This is a genomic window from Cellvibrio sp. KY-YJ-3, from assembly GCF_008806955.1.
Lineage (GTDB): Bacteria > Pseudomonadota > Gammaproteobacteria > Pseudomonadales > Cellvibrionaceae > Cellvibrio.
In genome coordinates, this window is sequence record NZ_CP031727.1 from 1,804,957 (window position 1) to 1,821,640 (window position 16,684).

13 protein-coding genes and 1 other RNA gene are annotated in these 16,684 nt (G+C 52.6%); 8 read left to right on the forward strand and 6 right to left on the reverse strand.

Annotation, left to right across the window (positions count from 1 at the left end):
* Nucleotides 1-188: 188 nt before the first annotated feature.
* The 6 genes from D0B88_RS07635 to D0B88_RS07660 all read right to left on the reverse strand — a co-directional run bounded on the left by D0B88_RS07635 (nucleotide 189) and on the right by D0B88_RS07660 (nucleotide 7,900).
* Nucleotides 189-1,565: a heavy metal sensor histidine kinase gene (locus D0B88_RS07635; protein ID WP_151056285.1), complete on the reverse strand. Its 1,377-nt coding sequence runs from the start codon at nucleotides 1,563-1,565 to the stop codon at nucleotides 189-191.
* Nucleotides 1,558-2,262 (reverse strand): heavy metal response regulator transcription factor, encoded by a 705-nt coding sequence (locus D0B88_RS07640; protein ID WP_151056287.1) that lies wholly within the window; start codon nucleotides 2,260-2,262, stop codon nucleotides 1,558-1,560. Before D0B88_RS07640 ends, D0B88_RS07635 begins: the two co-directional genes overlap by 8 nt.
* A 120-nt stretch (nucleotides 2,263-2,382) precedes the next feature.
* A complete protein-coding gene (locus D0B88_RS07645; protein WP_225318583.1) occupies nucleotides 2,383-3,369 on the reverse strand; it encodes a DMT family transporter in 987 nt (328 codons plus the stop codon).
* Between the two features lie 94 nt (nucleotides 3,370-3,463).
* On the reverse strand, nucleotides 3,464-4,633 hold the full coding sequence (locus D0B88_RS07650) for an NnrS family protein (protein WP_151056289.1): 1,170 nt from the start codon (nucleotides 4,631-4,633) through the stop codon (nucleotides 3,464-3,466).
* Between the two features lie 19 nt (nucleotides 4,634-4,652).
* Nucleotides 4,653-5,312: a hemerythrin domain-containing protein gene (locus D0B88_RS07655; protein ID WP_151056291.1), complete on the reverse strand. Its 660-nt coding sequence runs from the start codon at nucleotides 5,310-5,312 to the stop codon at nucleotides 4,653-4,655.
* Between the two features lie 209 nt (nucleotides 5,313-5,521).
* Nucleotides 5,522-7,900, reverse strand: coding sequence for a TonB-dependent receptor (locus D0B88_RS07660; RefSeq protein ID WP_007645697.1), 2,379 nt, complete (start codon nucleotides 7,898-7,900; stop codon nucleotides 5,522-5,524).
* A 261-nt stretch (nucleotides 7,901-8,161) separates the two neighbouring features.
* Between D0B88_RS07660 and rnpB the strand changes: the two genes are divergently transcribed.
* The 8 genes from rnpB to mraY all read left to right on the forward strand — a co-directional run bounded on the left by rnpB (nucleotide 8,162) and on the right by mraY (nucleotide 16,643).
* An RNA gene (rnpB, locus tag D0B88_RS07665) (RNase P RNA component class A) lies at nucleotides 8,162-8,544 on the forward strand.
* 375 nt (nucleotides 8,545-8,919) lie between these two features.
* Complete coding sequence (gene mraZ, locus D0B88_RS07670) at nucleotides 8,920-9,360, forward strand: division/cell wall cluster transcriptional repressor MraZ (protein WP_007645701.1); 441 nt, start codon at nucleotides 8,920-8,922, stop codon at nucleotides 9,358-9,360.
* Between the two features lie 8 nt (nucleotides 9,361-9,368).
* Nucleotides 9,369-10,298 (forward strand): 16S rRNA (cytosine(1402)-N(4))-methyltransferase RsmH, encoded by a 930-nt coding sequence (gene rsmH / locus D0B88_RS07675; RefSeq protein ID WP_151056293.1) that lies wholly within the window; start codon nucleotides 9,369-9,371, stop codon nucleotides 10,296-10,298.
* Between the two features lie 88 nt (nucleotides 10,299-10,386).
* Entirely contained in the window at nucleotides 10,387-10,743 is a 357-nt protein-coding gene (gene ftsL / locus D0B88_RS07680; protein ID WP_007645708.1) for a cell division protein FtsL, read from the forward strand.
* Nucleotides 10,740-12,596 (forward strand): penicillin-binding protein 2, encoded by a 1,857-nt coding sequence (locus D0B88_RS07685; protein WP_151056295.1) that lies wholly within the window; start codon nucleotides 10,740-10,742, stop codon nucleotides 12,594-12,596. The genes ftsL and D0B88_RS07685 overlap by 4 nt, the downstream gene beginning before the upstream one ends.
* Nucleotides 12,593-14,173, forward strand: a complete 1,581-nt coding sequence (locus D0B88_RS07690; protein WP_151056297.1) for a UDP-N-acetylmuramoyl-L-alanyl-D-glutamate--2,6-diaminopimelate ligase — start codon at nucleotides 12,593-12,595, stop codon at nucleotides 14,171-14,173. The genes D0B88_RS07685 and D0B88_RS07690 overlap by 4 nt, the downstream gene beginning before the upstream one ends.
* The gene (gene murF / locus D0B88_RS07695; protein ID WP_151056299.1) at nucleotides 14,170-15,561 is read left to right on the forward strand and encodes a UDP-N-acetylmuramoyl-tripeptide--D-alanyl-D-alanine ligase; all 1,392 of its coding nucleotides are present in this window, start codon (nucleotides 14,170-14,172) and stop codon (nucleotides 15,559-15,561) included. Before D0B88_RS07690 ends, murF begins: the two co-directional genes overlap by 4 nt.
* Entirely contained in the window at nucleotides 15,561-16,643 is a 1,083-nt protein-coding gene (gene mraY / locus D0B88_RS07700) for a phospho-N-acetylmuramoyl-pentapeptide-transferase (protein ID WP_007645712.1), read from the forward strand. The genes murF and mraY overlap by 1 nt, the downstream gene beginning before the upstream one ends.
* Nucleotides 16,644-16,684: the final 41 nt, after the last annotated feature.

Consider the following 16,684-nt stretch of genomic DNA (forward strand, 5'->3'; position numbering starts at 1 on the left):
GTAGAGTGAGTTCAATAATGAGTTGCGTGTATGAAGGATGTGCATATATCGCGTCGTGATACGCAAAAAAGTGCCGCACTGTGCATCACATAATCGTGATACATAGTAGGTAGGGGAGTGGGTCGATAGGCTGACGTTTTGCTGACAGGTTTGTCAGAATCTTGCGGAGGGAGGATGATTTACATTTTTTAATAAAGTGCCATCGAAAATCCAAAACAATTAATACCATTATTGCTGCGGGCAAATACATCGCCGTGGTGCATGAGTGCCACTGCACGCACAATCGATAAACCCAGGCCATGGTGCATATCACTGCGCGCCCGCGAGGCATCTATACGATAGAAGCGTTCAAATAAACGGGTAAGGTGTTGCGCTGCAATGGGTTCACCTTTATTGGCAACACTGATTAGTGCAAAACCATTTTCTTCTTGCAAACTGACGGTGACACTAGTGTTATCTTCGGCGTGGCGCGCGCTGTTGCTGAGCAGGTTTGCCAGCGCACGATGAAATAACCGGCGATCAACTCGCGCTTGCACATCGCCTTCGATGACCAGATGCAGGGATTTTTCCAGGAAGGATGGCTCCAGATACTCCGCTGTTTTTAGCGCTTCCTCCCGCAGCGATACCTCGCTTAATTGAGTAGCCTGTTCACCGGCTTGGGCGTGGGATAAAAACAACATGTCATTAACAATAGAGGTCATGCGCTCCAATTCTTCCAGATTGGATTGCAACAAATCCTCCAGCTCGTGTTGCTCGCGCGGTCGCGATAAACCCAGCTGGGTCTGGCCGATTAAATTGGTGAGCGGTGTGCGCAATTCGTGGGCTACATCGGCATTAAAACTTTCCAATTGGTTCCAGCCAATTTCCTGTCGCTCCAGTACGCCGTTAAATGATTCAGCCAACACCTGCAACTCTACCGGCAGGGCTTTGGTATCGAGCCGTTGACCGCGATTACCAGGTGCGAGGTGATGCGCTTGTTGGCTGAGATGGTTGACCGGTAGCAAACCAATACGTGCCACAAAAAATCCTAGCAGTGCAACCAGCGCAATACCCACGACAGAAATTAAAATCATGGTGCGGGTGAATGCCTGCAGTGTTCCCATGTAAGGGGTGGAGTCGAGTGCGGCGACATAGCGCACGGCAGGTCGATCGCCCTTGGCGGGAATTTCAGTAATCAGTAAATAAAGCGAGCAGGGTTCTTTCGGTATGCGGGAAAATCCGCTGGGCTGTTTCGCCCAATCAACCCCCTCAAGTGGTTCGCCGCCCACACGATAGCGCGGGTCGTCGCTGAGCACCCAATAGTGGGTATGGCCACCTTCCACAGTAGTCCAGTTTGTCAGTTTGGTTTCTACCGTTGACCAGTCGGCAAGGGATTCGCGCGCCGTAATGTATGGCACCATCAAGCTATGGCGAAATTGTAATTCCTGATGCATTTGCTGGCGCAGGGAGTTGAGCAAGGATTGGTGCAACATGAGTGCCGAGACTGCAACAATCGCAACAGCCGTTAACGCGAACATCAGCGCCAGACGAACAGCGATAGACTGGGTGATAAAAATTTTATTCATAGTGACCTGGGCGCGAAAATTCTGACCGGGCTTCCAGTACGTAGCCCATGCCGCGCACTGTGTGAAGTAATTTGACGGGGTAGGGCGTGTCGATTTTGGCGCGTAGACGTTTGATCGCCACTTCCACAACGTTGGCATCGCTATCGAAGTTCATGTCCCATACCTGTTCCGCGATCATCATTTTGGAGAGGATTTCCCCCTGTCGCCGCGCGAGTAAGCTAAGCAGCGCAAATTCTTTGGCGGTCAGCTCCAGCCGTTGCCCAGCCCGGGTTACCCGGCGTGCCAGTAAGTCCAGATGCAGGTCGTCTATCTGCAATTGAGTGACATCGGCGCCATCGCTATGACGGCGACGCAATAGCGCCTGGATGCGCGCCACCAATTCAATCAGCGAAAAAGGCTTTGCCAAATAATCGTCCGCGCCGCTGCGCAGCCCCTTGACCCGTTCATCCACCGAGCCGCGCGCCGAGAGCATCAGCACCGGTGTCTGTTTAGTTGCACGCAACTTTTCGAGCACGGCATAGCCGTCTTTTCCGGGGAGCATCACATCCAGAATGATCGCGTCATAGTCGTGTTCTTGCGCCAGATACAGGCCATCGATGCCGTTATCGGCCACATCGACCCTAAAGCCCAGTTCGCTCATGGCACGGTTGATATAAGACGAGGTTTTTTCTTCATCCTCGACCAGAAGTAAGCGCATTCCGGAGCTCTCCGCTTTGTGTAGCCAGTAACGTCATGCCACAAGTGTAGCGCTGTGTATCCAACATGAAGCCAACAACTGGCTGACATTTTTGTCAGGAAGCGCCTGTATACAGAGGGGCTAGAGCTGATCAGATGCGGGTTTGGCGGGGGCGGCCTTGGTGAAGTGGGATTTAAACGCGATGATCAAACCGGAAATCGCCACTATGAACATACCGATCAGGCTGGTGCCGTCGGGAATGGTGCCGAAAATCAGCCAGCCCATTAGCCCTGCCCAGAGCAGCTGCAAATAGGTCATAGGTGCCAGCACCGAGGCGGGTGCATGGCGATAGGCGAGGGTGAAGAGATAGTGGCCCAAGCCGCCGGTTAGCCCCATGCTGAGCAAGAGAACCAGTTCCATAGTGCTGGGCGTTTTGTCCTCCCAGTACCAGGGCAGGGCGAGGCCGAAAATGATGGAGCCAATCAATGCAGTGTAAAACAGCAGGGCGATGGCTTTTTCGGTGCTGGCGAGTAGGCGTGACAGCAACTGATAGGTCGCGTTGGAGCAGGCGGCCATCAGCGCAAAAAATACCCCCAGTGCATCCAATCCGCCGCCCGGGCGGGCAATCAGTAATACCCCGACAAACCCGGTCACTATCGCCGCCCAGCCCCAGCCGCCAATCCGTTCACTCAGCAGTGAGCCTGCCAGTAACGCAACCAGTGTGGGTGCGAGGAAGTTGATCGCCGTGGTTTCAGCCAAGGGCATACGCTGCAGCGCCATGCCCATGCACAGCGATGAAAGTGTGAGCGCCAGGCCGCGCAAAATCACCAACCCGGTGCGCTGGGTTTTAACCAATTGGGTGGAGTGGCGCGGTGCGAGAATAATCAGCATCACCGAGCAATGCACCAGGTAGCGCATGGCCACCACAAAGGGCACGTTGTAATGGCTGGTCAGGTATTTGGTGATGCTGTCCATGCAGGTGAAGAGAAAGAGTGCGGCGGCGGCGAGCAGGAAGCCCTTGAGGATGTTGTGCGGCAAGTGTGAATGTTGTGGCTGCGTAGCGGTCGTCCGGGTTGCCTCCAGTGTGGACGGAGACGTCGGAGATTGTCCGTTAGGGGAATCGCTCATTGCTCGTTATCCAATCGCCGCACAAAAATAAGTCGGATTAATAATAGCAGCAATGGCGATGACCCGGCAGGGGCTGCCGGGTAAAAATCCCGCTTCAGCTGATGCGGTGGCGGGTGAGAATAGGCCAATACAACAGCAGAAACAGGGCAAATGCGAGCGTCCAGCCACTCGCGGCGAGCATCAGGCCAAAGGAGTAATTGATCCACCCCAGCGCGGCCAGAACGCGACTCAAGGCGGCAATACTGATGGCGAGATAAATAATCACCCCAAAGGTGGGCAGGGTTAATGCCCTGCCGGTATGGCCGAGGGCGACGCGGGTCATCACCCCGAGAATCAGGGTGCCCATGGCGCCAACTCCCAGTGCGTGCTGCCAGACGGAGGGCGCTACCAGGTTGAGTGCAGCCATGCCTTTGAGCAGTAGGCCCGCAATAATCCAGGCGTAACCCAGGTGCAGAATCCACAGCAGTGGCTCGGCGCGCGTTAACCAGCCAGACCAACTCCAGAGGCGCCAGGCGTTGGCGGCCGCGGCCGCGAGAATCACCAATGCGGCTACTGTCCCTGAACCCAGCCAGACATCAACCGGAATAACCGCTGCGCTGAGTATCAGGGTGATGGCGTCGGTGCGGTTGGAGGATTTCACAGCTCCCTCATTGCCGCCGCGCTGGCGCAGCCAATTGCGGCTGAAGGCGGGGATAATGCGCCCGCCAATCACAATCATTATCAGGGTGATAAGCCCAAACGCCAGTTGCTCCCCCTGCACCAGCCATGCGGTTTTACCGGTCAAAAAGCCCCAGTGCATGGCCAGGTTGCCCATGCCGAGCAGGAGCAATATCGCCACCAATACGAGGTTGCGTTGGTTGCCGTGGCGCAGCAAAAGTTGCAGTAAATAAAGCGCCAGAATGGGCAGGAACAAGCCATCAATCAGCATCGCGGTGCCAGCCGGTAACCAGCTTGCCGTCCATAGGCTAAGGCGCCCGGCGAGCCAGAGCCCGACCAGTGCCAGCAACTTGCCACCCTTGAGTGGTGGTGCCCCCGTCCAGTTGCATACGGCGGTGAGGATGAACCCCGCAATCGCGGCGCTGGTGAAGCCGTAGAGCATTTCGTGGCTGTGCCAGTGTAGCGATGTCCAGCCCAGCGGCAGGGGAATGCCGCCAAACAAGTAGCTCATCCAGGCGATAACAACGGCAACGCCATAGAGGGCGGTAGCGAGGAAAAACACCCGGAAAGGATAGGAAAACGTGGCCGAAACAGAACTATTAGTCAAAGTGGTTATCCGCAGTTATTTAATCAATGATGAAAAGCAGGTTGTTTTCCAGCGCTATGTGCAGGCGCAGTTGCATGGTGAAGTTTTGCAGTTCCGTGATGAAGTGAGTCACTGCCTGATCGGGATTTTCCTCCAGCAACTCCTGGCAGAGGTTGTCCATCGCCTGTAGCAGGGATGCCTGACTGTCGTGATTGTGATGCAGGATTGCCAGCGAGCAAAAACTGTCGAAATCTACCGGTTTGAGCAGTGCGGGGAAAATACGCTGCTCCTCGTGTTGCATATGCGGGAATAAATCCTCTTGTAGTTGTTGTATGAGTAATTGCAGTTGTTCCAGTTGGCGGGACTGGGCGATGCTTTGCAACTGCTGTGCGCTCGCCAGCAGCAAGGGCAATTGCGCAAAATGTGCCTGGTGGAACTCGCGGCAAATATAGTGAATCAACTGCGATTTGGGGCGCAGTTGCCAGTCGTCAAGGTAGCGCTGGTTGGCCAAACTCTGCAGCGTATCTTGCAGGCGCAACCGGTAGGTGCGCGATGGGTTGTGAACGGCGCCGTGCAGTGCAAGATCGCACAAGTGGTAGCCTGCCGTCTCCGGTTGCAGCAAGCCGGCCGGACGTAGCAGTGCCGCCGTAGCCTCTACCTTTTTGGCCCAGTCGGTAAAACTCCAGGAGTACATATTCATAGGCCACCTCTGCGCAAGGTTGGGGTCGGGTGGGCAATCTACTGACTATCGATTTATAAGCAGTTTGCTGAGCAAACCAAGGCGTTGAATACCCAGTCTAGGTAAATGCGCCGGGGTGATATTGATTTGCATCAAGCTGATGCAGCGCAATCGCGAGAAAGCAAAAGGGGCGCAAGTGCGCCCCCTGTTGGTAGATCCTGATGTGAAGTTTAGAAGCGAATCGTGCCTTGAATGGCCACACTCTTCGGACGTTCATAGAAGGCGTAATAACCTGAACCAGTACCGCGGGTCACTGTAGAGGCGACGGGCAAACCATTGGCATAGGGCACAATAGACTCATCCGTCAGGTTCTTGCCTATCAATGCCAGTTCCCAATTGTCCGAGTCGCCACTGAGTGCAATGCGGGCATTGATCTTGGTGTAAGCGTCCTGCTGGAAGCGCGGGTCAAGTGATGGTGTGGTCAGGTATTCATCGCTGTAAATCAGGTCGAGCGTATTGACCAATTTCAAGCCATTGCTGAAGTTGATGGTGTAATCCGCACCGATATTGCCTTGGTATTCTGGCGTGAATTCACGGCGCTGTCCTGTCGCATCACAGGCTCCGTCACCGATTGGTGCAATGTTATCTGCCTGACCAAAGTAGCACTGGGAATTGGGGAAGTCAGTGTATTCAAAGTCGATATAAGCCATACCGCCGCGCAGCATCAGGTTATCGATTATCGCCCAGCGTCCGTCAGCTTCAAGGCCTTGCACCACCGCCTGGCCGGCGTTGGTCACGTTGAAACTCAGGCTGCCATCAAACTGGCTGGTTTGCATGTCTTCAAATTCGGAGCGGAACGCGGCAAGGTTTAGCTCTGCTGCGCCATCAGCCAATACAAACTTGGCGCCAACTTCAAAGTTTTCGACCTTTTCCTCATCAAATTCCCAAGTACCTTCAATGGCCGGATAAATGCCATCCAGCTCATTAGGAGCGGCGTTAGCGCGCACATCGAAACCACCCGATTTAAAGCCCGTGGTGTAGCTCGCGTACACCATATCGGAGCCCCAAAAATCATGCTGCAAGGTAATAAGCGGGGTGAAACCGGACTCGTCGCGCTCGCCACTAACGGAGTGAGGGTCGATTTTGAACTGGCTCCAGATAATGTTGTAAGTATCGCTCGGGCTGCCTTGGGGTAACACGGCGCCACTGTTGCTGACGTGATACTGGGTGCGGCTCGCCTCTTTGGTTTCTTCAGTGTAGCGCGCGCCCACTATCACTCGCGACAGATCGGTGAAGTTCCAGGTAGCTTGCGCAAAAATGGCGGCTAAATCTGTGTCTTGTTCAAACGAGCGGTTGGATGAAGCACCGCGCAATAAATTGGCCGCACCTGCACCCAAAATGGGGGTAAATGCAGTGGCGATAAAACTGTCGGTAGGAACCCGTACGGCGTCATTAAATTCCATCGAGCTGCTTTGGAAAAACAAGCCGCCGATGTAGCTGATGGTCTCATCCTCAGGTGAGGTGATGCGAATTTCCTGGCTGATCTGGCTGTAGTCCTCGTTGGATAAAATATTGAAGCCCGAGGCGCCGGTAAAGTCGCAGTCGCAGAGCTCATCGTAGGTGTAAGCGTTGTAGCCGGTAATCGCTGTCAGGGTGTGTTCACCCAATTCGCGTTCAATCGAAAGGGTGACGTTTTCAGTATCGTTGTAACTGAAATCACCGTTGGATTGGCGTTTCCAATCGTGGGTGGTATCCAGCAAATACTGGCCTTGGGTAAAGAATTGCAGAGCATTGGCGTAGGGCGTAGCGACCCCGGTCAGTGGCGAAGGAATTTCAACCGGTTTGACTACTTCGATATTGCGGCCATTGCTGTCAAAGGAGCCGTCCTCCAGCTTTAGCACAATGTCCCACTGATCGCTGGGTTGCCATTGCAGTGTGGCGCGAATAACACGGTTTTCATCGCCGGATTCGTCGCGCCCGAGGGTGGTGTTTTCCATAAAGCCATCGATGCGGCTATCCAATATCGCCAAGCGGCCGCCGACCGTGTCGCTAATTGGGCCGGAGAGCACCAGGCGAATATCCTGCTCGCCATGTTCTGGTTCGTAAAGCGCGGTGAGTTTGGCTTCGTGTACATCGCCTGGTTTGGCGGTGGTGATACTAATGGCACCCGCTGTCGAGTTTTTGCCAAATAGAATACTTTGCGGGCCGCGCAGAATTTCTACACGTTCCAGGTCAAGAAATGGCGCCCGCGACAGTTGCGAACGGCCAAAGTGAATACCGTCTACAAATTGCGCGGCGGACTGTTCAAAACCGGGGTTAACCCCGGAGCTAATACCGCGGATGGCGATGTTGGTGCCGATACCTGTTTGTGTCATGTTGAAGCTGGGGATGTAGTCGGCCACCCGTTCAATACTGGTGATCCCGGCATCTTCCAGCTTTTTGCTGGAAAGTGCATTTACCGAAATTGGCACATCGCGCAGGCTCTGCGGACGTTTTTGGGCGGTCACCATCACCTCTTCCAGAGCGAGGTCATTTTCTTGAGCGATGACCGGCAATGCGAGTTGGGTTGCAATGGCCATGGCAAGAAGGTTGTATTGATAAGCTTTCACTAGAAGTTCTCCTGCGCTTTTATTGTGAGATCCGATTCAGGGGGGAGATAAGCCGTAATAACCGGTAATTGAATTACGTTAATTAATAGCCTAAGGCGGCCAAAATACCAGTTAAAAGCCTCATTTGGCGATATTTGGTCATAAGCAGGATGATATAGGTGAACTTGTTGGCAAAAGTTAGTGAAAAGGCGACAGAAAAACTGGGTGTTGCACAATCGTCGAACTTGCACTTGTTGCCGCGGGCAGTTAATGTGCCGCCTCGGAGTCGGCCCGACAGTCGCTCCGGTGTTAACTGCATAGCTCTCTTGAGTGCTGTGTGGTGCATCGGGGAGGAAAGTCCGGGCTCCATAGAGCAGAGCGCCAGGTAACGCCTGGGAGGCGTGAGCCTACGGAAAGTGCAACAGAGAGCAGACCGCCTAAGTGCTCGCAAGAGCAACGGTAAGGGTGAAAGGGTGCGGTAAGAGCGCACCGCGCAACTGGCAACAGGCTGCGGCATGGTAAACCCCGCTCGGAGCAAGACCAAATAGGCCCTCAATGATGCGGCTCGTATCGAGGGCGGGTAGGTTGCTTGAGGCTAAGGGTGACCTTAGTCCCAGATGAATGACTGTCCACGACAGAACCCGGCTTACAGGCTGACTCCGACTTAATTCTGCTTTTTAGCTAGTGCGTGACCTCTAGTTTGTGGTTTGTAGTTCTCTTCAAGGTCGATATAGACCGAATCCTTCTAAAGATCCCTGCTTATTACCGCGAAATAATCGCAAACTTAATGTTTTACATTAGGTTTGCGCGCTATCGCTTTGTTTTATCTGTTTATGTTGGTTTTTGCAGCGTTGCTTTTATGTCTTTTCCCTTCTTGTTCGCCGATTTTTCCTGATTTTTCCCGTGAAATTACCCATGTTTTCGCGCCAGCTCGCTTGACTTTGACCTGCTCCGATTTATAGTGAGCACCGTGGGGAAAAGTGGGTATTTGTGGTTTTTTGTGGCTTTTTGTGAAAAGCAATCCCGTCAAGTGGTGAAAAGTGGCTACAGGCAGTTATTCCATCAGCATGGACCCCAAGGGTCGCATGGCGATACCAGCGCGCATTCGCGACTCGCTGCTGTCGACTGGCGCCGGGAGTTTATGGGTGACTGCGCATATGTATGAGCGCTGCCTGCTGGTTTACTCCGAATCCGAATGGGAACCCGTACTCGCCAAAATTCAGGCCCTGCCTTCGGGTAATGAGCAAGTCCGTAAGATTCAGCGTCGCTTTATGGGGCAGGCGGTGAACTTGGAAATGGATGCAAATGGCCGGATTTTGGTTCCCCCCACCCTGCGCGACTTTGCGCATCTGGATAAAAAACTGATGTTGGTCTGCCTGGGCAACAAGTTTGAGCTGTGGAACGAAGACAGCTGGAACGCGCTCATGGATCAATCCATCGATGGCGAAATGCCAGCCGAATTACAAAATCTTTCTTTCTAGGTATCTACGTGTCTGACGCTCAACACATCACCGTGCTCCTGAACGAGGCGGTAGAGGCACTGGTTACCGATACCTCCGGTTTTTACGTGGATGGCACCTTCGGGCGCGGTGGTCACAGTGGTTTGATCCTGCAGCAGTTGGCGCTTGATGGTCGCCTGTTGGGCATTGATAAAGACCTTGCGGCGATTGCCACCGCCAATGCCCGTTTTGGCAGCGACGCGCGTTTTGCCATCGCCCATGGTTCGTTTGCCGAGTTGGCGGCGCTAATCGATGAGCGCGGTATGACCGGCAAGGTGACCGGGGTGTTGTTGGATTTGGGGGTGTCATCGCCCCAGCTGGATGAAGCCGAGCGCGGTTTTAGCTTCATGCAGGACGGCCCGCTCGATATGCGTATGGATCAAACCCGCGGCCAGAGTGCGGCGGAGTGGGTCAACAGCGCCGGTGAAGATGAAATTACCTGGGTGCTGAAAGAGTTTGGTGAGGAGCGGTTCGCCAAGCGCATGGCACGCGCGATTATCGCCGAGCGCCAAAAACAGCCGTTTACGCGCACCAAACATTTGGCGGAAGTGATTAAAGAAGCCAATCCGGCGTGGGAAAAGGGTAAGCACCCTGCCACGCGCGCGTTTCAAGCGATTCGCATTCAGGTCAACAACGAGCTGGGCGATCTGGAATCGGTATTGGATCAGGCCCTGACAGTGCTGGCTCCCGGCGGGCGTTTGGTGGTGATCAGTTTTCACTCGCTGGAAGATCGTGTGGTGAAGCGCTTTATTCGCCGCCAAGAGTTGGGCGACCCGGTGCCTAAAGGGCTGCCGATTCGCGATGACCAATTAAATAAACGCATGCGCTCGCTCGGCAAGGCAATCAAAGCGAGCGATGCAGAGGTAAACGCCAATGTTCGGTCGCGCAGTGCGGTGATGCGTGTAGCCGAGAAATTGTAAATCCCGATTGTTCGTCGATTGAATCAAAACAAAAGCAGCTATCAGTCAGTTACACAGAACCTTCACCACAATAATTGCCAGGGATTCCATGAACAGAAACCTCCAATCACAAAAACCACCTGCGACCGGCGTTTTGCTGGTGGTGGCGGTATTGTGGCTGGCAACGGTGGTTTCTGCGCTCGGGGTAGTGGCGACGACACAACTGGTGCGCCGCGATGTAAACAGCTTGGAAACCCTGCGGCGTGAGGCTGCACAGTTGCAAGTACAGTGGGGTCAGTATTTGCTGGAGCAGAGCACCTGGGCGGCCTATGGTCGCGTTGAGAATGCCGCAATCTCCGAGCTGAATATGATGGCTCCCACACCGGAAGAGATTGTAATGATCTCTGGTGATCGCATTATCGATGGTCGCGGTCAGGTGCAGGCACCTGCGGCAGGTGGACAATGAGCCGCTCTTCGGCATTTGAGCCGCGCCGCGCGCGTCCGCTCGCCAAACCTGATCACAAGCCGCTCAAGGTGGCACGCTGGCGTTTCTACAGCGTCGGATTGGTATTGGCGATTCTGGTGGCGGTATTGATAGTGCATGTTGCCAGCTTGCAAGTGCTGCCCAACGCCGATAAAGGTTATGAATTCCTGCAGGATCAAGGCGAGTCGCGCACCCTGCGCACGGAAATTATTCCGGCCTACCGTGGTGTAATCACTGATCGCAACGGCTCGCCATTGGCGGTGAGTACTCCCGTCTCCACGCTGTGGGCCAACCCCAAAGTTTTATCCCAGGCACCTCATCGCATTGCCGACTTGGCTCAAGCACTCAAAGCTAACAAGACGGAATTGGAGTCGCGTCTGGCGCGTTACGCCAATAAAGAATTTATGTATCTGCAGCGTCAAATGTCACCCGAAGCCGCGCAAGCGGTTTTGTCGTTGGATGTGCCCGGGGTTTACGAGCAAATTGAATATCACCGTTATTACCCCGCTGCTGATGTGGCTGCTCATTTGGTGGGCATGACCGATGTGGATGATCGCGGTCAGGAAGGCATGGAGCTCGCTTACGACGCTTGGCTCACGGGTGAAAATGGCGCCAAAGAAGTATTGAAGGATTTGCGTGGGCGCACGGTAAAAGAATTGCGCTTGGTGAAAGCGGCGCGCCCCGGTCAAAACCTGACGCTCAGTATTGATTTACGCCTGCAATATCTTGCGCATCGCGAATTAAAAAAAGCGGTTGAGGCCAGCAGTGCAGTTGCCGGCTCAATTGTCATTCTCGATGTGCTCACCGGTGAAGTGCTCGCGATTTCTAATTTGCCCAGCTTTAACCCCAATGATCGCAGCCGCGCCCGTGGCGACGGCTTGCGCAATCGCGCCATTACCGATTTGTACGAGCCAGGTTCAACCGTAAAACCCTGGGTGGTACTCGCGGCGCTCGATAGTGGCAAATTCAAACCGGAAGATATTATCGATACCAACCCCGGTTACTTTATGGTGGGCAGCAAGCCCATTAAAGATCACCGCAATTACGGGGCGATGGATTTGGCTATGGCGATTGCCAAATCCAGCAACATCGCCATGACCAAAATTTCCTTTGCATTGGATACCAATACCGTGCGCGATATGTTTGCGCGTTTGGGGGCATCGCAACCTGTGGGTACCGGTTTCCCCGGAGAAGGTACAGGCAATGTGCCCGTGCTTAAACCGCTGCAGCGAATTGAGCGCGCCAACATTTCTTACGGCTACGCCATGACCATGACGCCGCTGCAAGTAGTACAGGCTTATGGGGTAATTGCCTCCGGTGGCGTGAAGCGACCAGTATCGTTACTGCGTGTGGATAATGCGCCGCAAGGCGAACGGGTGATCGATAAAAAATATACCGATCAGGTTACACAAATGCTCAAGCGCGTGGTGACGGCTGAGGGCACAGGCTCACGCGCAAAAGCAATTTCCTATTCGGTCGCCGGAAAAACCGGAACTGCATACAAGGCAATTAATGGTCGCTACTCGGACAAACAAATTGCTTCGTTTATTGGTATGGCACCGGCTGATAATCCGCGCATTGTTGCCATGGTGATTGTCGATGAACCGCAAGGCTCAGGTATTTACACCAACGGTGGCTGGGTTGCTGCACCTGCGTTTTCAAAAGTGGCGGAAGATGCACTGCGTATGTTGCAAGTGCCGCCCGATAATATTTATCAGCATGACAACAAAGAGATAGTTGATAAAGCCGCTAGCAAAACTGCACCGGCGAAAACGGTGGAAAGTGAAAAACCCGCGGTAAAAGCTGCGCCTATGAATGAGAGGTCAGCCACATGATGACCTCTCATTATTCCCGCCGCCCGGTAGCGCTGTGCGATTTACTACCGAATCTTGCGCTGGAAAAAGCCGCAACGATTACTGTGGGTAATTTGTGCCTGGATACCCGCCAATTAAAAACTGGCGATGCGTTTATTGCATTGGTTGGTAATAAAGTGGATGGCCGCGATTTTATTGCCAAAGCGATTGAGTTGGGCGCCAGTGTAATTTTGGTAGAGGCTGATAAAAATTGGCAGGGCATTGATTGGTTGGGCAGCGTTCCGGTTATCGCCGTAGAACAACTCGCGTCGCAAGTCAGTGCTATTGCGGCGCGCTTTTTTGATGAGCCCAGTAAAAAAGTTCAGTTGTTGGGTATCACCGGCACTAACGGCAAAACCACCTGCAGTTTATTAGCGGCGCAATTGTTGGCGAGATTGCAGCGCAAGTCGGCAGTAGTTGGCACGCTGGGGTATGGAGTGCTTGATGCAACGGCCTTGGCGCCCATGGCGCAGCAAGTCAGCGCATTACATTCAACCGGATTAACTACGCCGGATCCAATCGCCTTGCAGCGTATTTTGGCCGAATTGGTACATGACGGCGCTACCGCTATTGCGATAGAAGTGTCATCGCACAGCTTGCAACAAAAGCGTGTTGCCAGCGTGAGTATTCACACGGCTATTTTTACCAATCTCACGCAAGATCATTTGGATTATCACGGCGATTTAACCAGTTACGGCAATGCCAAAGCGCAATTATTGAATGCCCAAGGTTTGCAAACTGCAGTTGTTAATCTTGATGACGCATGGGCCAAAAGTTTGGTTAACAAAGTGCCGGCCGGCGTCACTGCACTTACCTATTCAACCCAAACCGTTGCTGATATTTACGCTCAAAATATTGAGCTGCACGCCTTTGGTGTCAGCGCAAATATAGTTACACCGTGGGGCACTGCAAAAATCAACTCGCCGCTTTTAGGCGAATTTAATCTCAGTAATTTACTGGCAGTCATTGGCGCGGTTGCCCTGCAAGGGTTTCCTCTCGATGCAATTGTTGCGCACATACCGGAATTATTGCCAGCCCCGGGCCGCATGCAGCAAGTGGTGGTTGATCAACAGGCTCAGCAAGTTCAAGTAATTGTGGATTACGCCCACACCCCCGATGCACTGGAAAATACCTTGAATGCAATTCAGCAGCACAAGGCGGGCAACATCTGGACAGTGTTTGGCTGTGGTGGTGATCGCGATAAAACCAAGCGCCCGCAAATGGGCACCATTGCGGAGCGGTTAAGTGATTATGTGATTGTCACTAATGATAATCCTCGCTCGGAAGATCCTTCTGCTATTGCCGGTGAAATTCTGCGCGGTATGAATCGGCCTAGCGGTTGCTTGGTTATTGCCGATCGTGCACAGGCAATTGATTTTGCCGTGCAGCAAGCCAAGGCGGGCGACATAGTGTTAATCGCAGGCAAGGGGCATGAGGATTATCAAATCTTCGCCAAGCAAACCCTGCCTTTTAGCGATACCAAACAGGCGCGTATTGCATTGCAAAAACGCATTGCCAAATTTGAAAATGACGAAACGTCACAAGGGGCTACACCATGATCAAGCCTCTAACTTTAAAATGGGTTGAGGAATTTATTGCAGCGCGTAAACCTTTGCGTGCTGTCACTGCAAAATGCCATCAGGGCGATGCAGAATTTACTGCGGTCAGTATTGATTCGCGCACCTTGAATGCAGGTGAATTGTTTATCGCATTGCGCGGTGAGCATTTTGATGCGCACGATTTTATTGCCGACGCTGTTGCCAAAAAACCTTGTGCACTTGTGGTAGAACGCTTTTTGCCCGAGATTAAATTGCCGCAACTCGTAGTGAGTGATTCACTGTTGGCGCTCGGGCAAATTGCTGCACTCAACCGCAGCTTATTTGCTCGTCCAGTTATTGCCATTACCGGCAGCAGCGGAAAAACCACAGTAAAAACCTTGCTCGCCGGCATTCTTGCTGAATGTGGGCCAACCCATGCAACCAAGGGGAATTTTAATAACCATATTGGTGTGCCATTAACATTGCTGCAGCTCGAAGCGCATCATGAGTTTGCTGTAATTGAAATGGGTGCGAGCGGCCCTGGCGAAATTGAATACCTATGCTCACTTGCCGCGCCACAAATCACCATGGTCAACAATGTGATGGCCGCGCACATTCAAGGGTTTGGTTCACTGCAAGGTGTTGCGCGCGCCAAAGGTGAAATTTACGCCGCACTTCCCACGACCGGTGTCGCCGTAGTGAATATGGATGATCGCTTCGCTCCTGACTGGTTGTCCGCCTTAACTAATCGTCGCGTGCTTCGTGTGTCATTTAAAGATACCGGTGCCGATTGTTTTGCGCAGGATATTCAAACCAGCGCCAACAGTTTGGAATTTGCCATCAACCTGAATGGCCAAGCCATGCAAGTGAGCCTGAATGCGCAGGGCGAACACAATGTTCGCAATGCCTTAATGGCCGCTGCTTGTGCCTCTGCCGTGGGTGCAGATTTGCAAAAAATTAAACAAGGGCTTGCTAACTTTGCGCCAGTTGCTGGCCGCATGAGTCGTCATATCGGTATTAATGATGTGGCAATTATTGATGATAGCTACAACGCTAACCCTGGTTCAGTGCGCGCGGCTATCGATGTGCTTGCACAAAAAAAGAATAGCATTTTGGTATTAGGCGATTTGGGTGAGCTGGGGCCAGAAGCGCCGCAGTTACACACAGAGCTGGGTGAATATGCGCGCGCCAAAAAACTGAGCCATTTATTTACGGTTGGCAAACTCAGTGAAAATGCGAGCCAGGCATTTGGAGCTGGGGCGGAACACTTTGCGGACAAAACCGCTTTGGTTGCGCGCTTAAAAGCTATCGCCAATAAAAAAACCACCATTCTTATTAAAGGTTCCCGCAGCGCAGCAATGGATACCGTTGTGCGTGAACTCTGTGTTTCGGCAGGAGAAAATCACTAATGCTTTACTGGCTAGCAGAATACTTACAAGAATACCTGCGCAGTTTTGCAGTGTTTCAATATTTAACGGTGCGCGCCATTTTAGGCGTGCTCACCGCATTAGGTATTTCGTTGTTACTTGGGCCTTGGTTCATTCGTCGCTTAACAGAATTGCGTATTGGTCAATCTATTCGCAACGACGGCCCTCAATCGCACTTGAGTAAATCCGGCACACCCACCATGGGTGGCGCATTGATTTTGTCGGCAATTTTTATCAGCACCTTGCTCTGGGCCAATTTATCTAATCGCTATGTGTGGGTCGTGCTGATTGTCACCGCAATTTTTGGTGCAGTAGGCTGGGTGGATGATTACCGTAAAGTAGCCAAGCGCGATTCCCGTGGATTACCTGCACGGTGGAAATATTTTTGGCAGTCAGTGGCTGGCTTTGGCGCAGCGGTATTTCTGTATTACACCGCACAAACTCCTGCAGAGACTCAATTGTTTATTCCCTTCTTTAAAAATGTCGCGCTCGACCTGGGCATTTTTTACATAGTGTTTACCTATTTTGTGATTGTAGGAACCAGTAATGCGGTAAACCTGACCGACGGGTTGGATGGCTTGGCAATTATGCCGAGTGTAATGGTGGCGGGAGCATTAGCGGTCATTGCTTATTTGGCAGGGCATTCACAATTTTCCCAATATTTAAACATTGCTTATATCCCCGGTGCTGGTGAATTGGTTGTGTTTTGTTGTGCGCTAGTGGGGGCTGGCCTTGGTTTCCTCTGGTTCAACACTTATCCCGCACAAGTATTTATGGGTGATGTGGGCGCTTTGGCATTAGGTGCGGCGCTTGGTTTAATCGCCGTCATAGTTCGTCACGAAATTGTACTGTTTATTATGGGCGGCATTTTTGTACTCGAAACTGTCTCGGTTATTTTGCAAGTGGCTTCATTTAAATTAACCGGTCGGCGCATTTTCCGCATGGCGCCAATTCATCATCATTTTGAATTAAAAGGTTGGCCTGAGCCGCGCGTGATTGTGCGTTTTTGGATTATCACCCTGGTATTGGTATTGATTGGTTTGGCGACGTTAAAAATTCGTTAATGATTGTTTTATATAAATTTGGAGTGTGTGTCTGTGTCTCA

Excerpts from the sequence above, each read along its gene's own strand:
- D0B88_RS07635 (WP_151056285.1), bottom strand. The coding sequence starts at position 1,565 with ATGAATAAAATTTTTATCACCCAGTCTATCGCTGTTCGTCTGGCGCTG.
- D0B88_RS07640 (WP_151056287.1), bottom strand. The coding sequence starts at position 2,262 with ATGCGCTTACTTCTGGTCGAGGATGAAGAAAAAACCTCGTCTTATATC.
- D0B88_RS07645 (WP_225318583.1), bottom strand. The coding sequence starts at position 3,369 with ATGAGCGATTCCCCTAACGGACAATCTCCGACGTCTCCGTCCACACTG.
- D0B88_RS07655 (WP_151056291.1), bottom strand. The coding sequence starts at position 5,312 with ATGAATATGTACTCCTGGAGTTTTACCGACTGGGCCAAAAAGGTAGAG.
- ftsL (WP_007645708.1), top strand. The coding sequence starts at position 10,387 with ATGAACAGAAACCTCCAATCACAAAAACCACCTGCGACCGGCGTTTTG.
- D0B88_RS07685 (WP_151056295.1), top strand. The coding sequence starts at position 10,740 with ATGAGCCGCTCTTCGGCATTTGAGCCGCGCCGCGCGCGTCCGCTCGCC.
- D0B88_RS07690 (WP_151056297.1), top strand. The coding sequence starts at position 12,593 with ATGATGACCTCTCATTATTCCCGCCGCCCGGTAGCGCTGTGCGATTTA.
- murF (WP_151056299.1), top strand. The coding sequence starts at position 14,170 with ATGATCAAGCCTCTAACTTTAAAATGGGTTGAGGAATTTATTGCAGCG.
- mraY (WP_007645712.1), top strand. The coding sequence starts at position 15,561 with ATGCTTTACTGGCTAGCAGAATACTTACAAGAATACCTGCGCAGTTTT.